This is a genomic window from Pedobacter sp. 05L430 (assembly GCF_056397585.1).
Genome location: NZ_JBFTNT010000309.1, coordinates 1 through 4,772 on the forward strand (window position 1 = coordinate 1; position 4,772 = coordinate 4,772).

Below are 4,772 nucleotides of genomic sequence, written 5' to 3' on the forward strand. Positions count from 1 at the left end.
CTTTTTTTGTATTTAACAAGTACTCTTTTTTTGTATTTAACAAGTACTATTTGCTAGTATCTGTTGAAAGCGAATAAGGGAAATCTGACTCATTAGCGCCTCTTTCTTTATTCGGTGTCTCAGACATATCAAAATCTAAAGTAGCACCTTGTAATAAAGTAGAGTGGCTTAACCAGTTTTTAGAATATGGTTTACCGTTATACTTTAAGGTCTGTACGTACTTGTTATCAGCACTGTTTTTTGGTGCATTGATGGTAATCGTTTTACCGTTCTCTAAATTAAGCGTAACCTTTTTAAACAAAGGAGCACCGATAACATACTGATCTACAGCCGGAGTTACAGGATAAAACCCAAGAGCAGAGAACACATACCAAGCAGATGTTTGTCCGTTATCCTCATCTCCGCAATATCCATCAGGTGTAGCTTTATACATTCTATCCATCGTTTCGCGTACCCAATATTGAGTTTTCCATGGCGCGCCTGCATAATTATATAAATAAATCATATGCTGGATTGGCTGATTACCATGAGCGTATTGGCCCATGTTTGCAATTTGCATTTCACGAATCTCGTGGATCACACCACCATAATAACTATCGTCAAACACTGGAGGAAGTGTAAATACGGAATCCAGTTTCTGAACAAATTTATCTTTACCGCCCATTAACTTAGATAATCCATCAATATCCTGGAATACCGACCATGAATAATGCCAGCTATTTCCTTCTGTAAATGCATCGCCCCATTTGAATGGATTAAAAGGAGATTGGAATTTACCATCCTGATTTTTACCACGCATTAAACCTGTTGATGGATCAAACAGATTTTTATAGTTCATACTGCGTTTTTTATAAATATCTATTTCAGACGCAGGTTTGCCTAATGCTTTACCTAGTTGATAGATCGCAAAATCATCATAAGAATACTCCAAYGTTCTGGCCGCATTTTCATTGATTTTTACATCGTAAGGCACATAACCTAATTCATTGTAGTATTTAACGCCGCGACGACCTGTAGCTTCAGGGCCTTCATTATTAGCGCCATGTTTTACAGCATCCCATAATGTATTGATGTCGTAGCCACGCATACCTTTAATGTAGGCATCAGCAACAACAGAAGCAGAGTTATTTCCGATCATACAATCAGAATAGCTAGGGCTCGACCACTCAGGCAGCCAGCCACCCTCTTTATAATCGTTCACCAAACCTTCCTGCATTTCTTTATTAACAGATGGATAAACAAGGTTAAGGAATGGATATAATGCTCTGAATGTATCCCAGAAACCTGTACCAGCAAATCTGTAACCTGGCGCTGTTTTACCAGTGTAGGGGCTATAGTGTACTATCTTATTGCTCTTATCAACCTCATACATTTTGTGAGGGAAAAACAAAGTGCGGTATAAACTCGAGTAAAAAGTACGAACCTGATCTATAGTTCCACCTTCAACAGAGATTTTGCTAAGTGTTTTGTTCCACACTGCTTTTCCTTTTTGTTTGGTTGTTTCGAAACTATCGTTTGATAATTCTCTTGTCAGATTGATATCTGCCTGCTCAAAGCTGATAAATGAAGAAGCAACTTTCATATTAACCTGCTCCCCTTTTTCGGTTTTAAACCCTATGATAGCACCTGAATGATCACTTTGCAACTCCAATGTATCTTTTGCAAGGTTTTTACCTCTCCATGCATTTGCAGATGTAAAAGGCTTATCAAAGTAAATAACAAAGTAGTTTTTAAAGTTTTCAAGCTTACCGCGGCTGTATCTGGTACTGTAACCAATTACTTTGCGTTCGCCAGGTATTATTTTGATGTATGACCCTTTATCAAAGGCGTCGATAACTACATAAGAATCATTTGTTTTTGGGAAGGTAAAACGGAACTGGGCAGCTCGTTCTGTAGGAGTGATTTCTGTTGTCACATCGGCATCAGCCAAATAAACGCTATAGTAATAAGGCTTAACGGTTTCAGATTTATGAGAATACCAGCTTGCTCTGTCATCCTGATTAAATCTCATTTTACCCGTTACAGGCATTACTGAGAACTGACCGTAATCATTCATCCATGGAGACGGCTGATGAGTTTGTTTAAATCCTCTTATTTTATCAGCGTCGTAGGTATAAGCCCATCCGTCGCCCATTTTACCAGTTTGTGGTGTCCAAAAGTTCATTCCCCATGGCAAAGCTATCGTTGGATAGGTATTTCCATTAGACAAATCTGGCTTACTTGCAGTACCCATTAGCGGATTAATCCATTCAACTGGATCCGTTACTTTGCCCACTGTCTGTGCAAACAGCGCAGAGGATGCCAGAACTAATGAGGCGGTTAAAAATTGTTTAATCATGGTTAAAAAATATCAAATGTGGTTATAATGCTGGTTTTTCTGAATATGCTTTCCACAGGTCATCTAAAGATTTACCTGTTTCTTTTTGCCATATCTCGTTTGTATAGGTATGATCGCGTAAGCTTGAATCTAGTTTTTTAACAATCCCTTTGTTGTCGTGATTTTCTAACCATGCCAGGAATCTTGCAGTAATTCTGTAACTGTTTTTATAACTGTGCGTGCTTTTAAGTTCAGGGAGCGTCCAACCTGCCCCAGGATTATCAACTCCAAACTTATAACGTACATAGTCGGCAATGCCCTCAGTCAGCCATCCCGGCCCGTTACTACGTCCGTAATTTTGAACGATATGCATTACCTCATGGGTTACCACATCTACATCTCCCGGGAATTTCTTGAAATAAGCTGCGCTATAAGTTACTTTTCCTGCTCCGGTAGCCGCAACTCCATCGTAAGCCGTATCAATCACAAAATAGACTTCTTTGTTAGTGTTTGGATTATACTCCTGACTAAGCAACGGATAAACTTTAAAGAAAGTTTCAATCATTCTTTTTTTTAGGGCAGGATCAAATGTTGGATCCTGGCTGGTAAAATTAAGGGTAAGACCATCTTTTTTAATTGTTTCGGTCTCCTGGGCTTTTAGATGATGACTGAAGATCATCGTTAAAGCCATGGAAAGTAATACTGTTGTGGTTCGTTTCATATTAAATTCTAAAAAAATTAAACGATTTAGCACACAAATAAACATAATAAAATGAAGATTCCCTAGTTGATAATGGTAACAAAGTAATAATAAAAGATCAGAGTTACGAAAAAAAGCCATCTTTTGAAGATGGCTTTTAATAATTTATACTAAAAATGTTAACTATACGGTCACATTTTGACTCACAATCTGTTTCACTTTCTCAACTACAAAATCTAGTTCTTCCTTTGTATTGTATTTGCTAAACGAGAACCTTACCGATGGGCGGTTAGGATCAGCAGCTATACCGGTAAGCACGTGAGACCCGATATTGGACCCTGATGAACACGCACTTCCACCTGATGCAGAAATACCGTTAATATCAAGGTTAAACAAAAGCATATCAGCCATGTCCATTGCCGGGAAAGAAACATTTAAAACGGTATACAAGCTTTTTTCAGGTTCAGTCTCTCCGTTAAAAAAGAGATCAGGTACTTCATTACTTAACCTATCCTTCAAATATGTCTTCAATTCTTGTATATGCTGTTGATGTTCCGCCATTTCTCCATATGCTATTTGCAAGGCCTTTGCCAGGCCTACAATACCATAAACATTTTCTGTTCCACCACGCATATTGCGTTCCTGTGCACCTCCAAAAATCATCGGACTGATTTTTATAGAATGGTTAACGTATAGAAAGCCAACACCTTTTGGACCATGTAATTTATGGGCAGCACAAACAATAAAATGAGCTTTAAGCTTTCTTACATCGTGCACATAATGCCCCATGGTTTGTACTGTATCACAATGATAAATGGCATTATATTGTTCGCAGATATCACCTACCCTTTCCAGATCTGTTAAAGTTCCCAATTCATTATTTGCATGCATTAGGGATACAAAAGAACGCTCATTGTTTTTAAGCAGCTCTTCAAGATGGTCATAGTCGATATTGCCTTTTGCATCCACATTAACAAAACTCAGCTTATCAATTACACCTTGCTCTAAAAGCATATTAAGCGTGTGTTCTACTGCATGGTGCTCAATTTTAGAGGTAATGGCATGTTTTATATTAAAGGCAGCAATACCGCAACGAATGGCTGTATTATCAGCCTCTGTACCTCCTGATGTAAAGAAAATTTCTGCAGGTGTTGCATTTAAAAGTCCGGAAACAGTTTTTCTGGCCTTTTCAATTAATGTACGTACCTCACGTCCCTGGGCGTGTATGGATGATGGATTACCATAATAAGAATTCATCACCTTAACCATTTCCTCTATCACTACTGCATCCAGGGGTGTAGTTGCAGCATTATCTAAATAAATTCTTTCCATTTTTTTTACTAACTCAATTTTAATATTTCTTTGATGTCGGAGATTATTTTTGTAGCTAAACCTTCGGCTACAGTTTCAGATCCGGCTTCACTATAGATACGAATAATTGGTTCTGTGTTTGATCTGCGAAGGTGTACCCATTCCTTATCAAACTCAATTTTTAATCCGTCTATTGTACTGTTTGGCTGATTTTTATATTTCTCCTGAACCTTTACCAACAAGGCATCAATATCCATTTCAGGAGTTAATGTGATTTTATTTTTAGAGATGTAATACTCAGGGTAGCTTTTGCGTAAAAGAGAGATAGACTTACCAAATTTAGCCAGATGAGTTAAGAACAAAGCTATTCCAACTAAAGCATCGCGACCATAGTGAAGTTCAGGGTAGATAATTCCTCCGTTCCCTTCTCCGCCAATCACAGCA

At 38.0% G+C, this 4,772-nt stretch carries 3 protein-coding genes and 1 pseudogene; all 4 read right to left on the minus strand.

Annotation, left to right across the window (positions count from 1 at the left end; genetic code table 11):
- Positions 1-46: 46 nt before the first annotated feature.
- Entirely contained in the window at positions 47-2,338 is a 2,292-nt protein-coding gene (locus tag AC1DG9_RS23305; RefSeq protein ID WP_172659603.1) for a GH92 family glycosyl hydrolase, read from the minus strand.
- A 22-nt stretch (positions 2,339-2,360) separates the two neighbouring features.
- The gene (locus AC1DG9_RS23310; protein WP_288883966.1) at positions 2,361-3,038 is read right to left on the minus strand and encodes a basic secretory protein-like protein; all 678 of its coding nucleotides are present in this window, start codon (positions 3,036-3,038) and stop codon (positions 2,361-2,363) included.
- A gap of 162 nt (positions 3,039-3,200) precedes the next feature.
- Positions 3,201-4,349: a cysteine desulfurase family protein gene (locus AC1DG9_RS23315; RefSeq protein WP_337716476.1), complete on the minus strand. Its 1,149-nt coding sequence runs from the start codon at positions 4,347-4,349 to the stop codon at positions 3,201-3,203.
- An 8-nt stretch (positions 4,350-4,357) separates the two neighbouring features.
- Positions 4,358-4,772: pseudogene (locus AC1DG9_RS23320) on the minus strand (phosphoglucosamine mutase); the annotation flags it as partial.

Bases quoted from the DNA above. Each gene is read 5' to 3' on its own strand.
- AC1DG9_RS23310 (WP_288883966.1), bottom strand. From the start codon at position 3,038: ATGAAACGAACCACAACAGTATTACTTTCCATGGCTTTAACGATGATC.
- AC1DG9_RS23315 (WP_337716476.1), bottom strand. From the start codon at position 4,349: ATGGAAAGAATTTATTTAGATAATGCTGCAACTACACCCCTGGATGCA.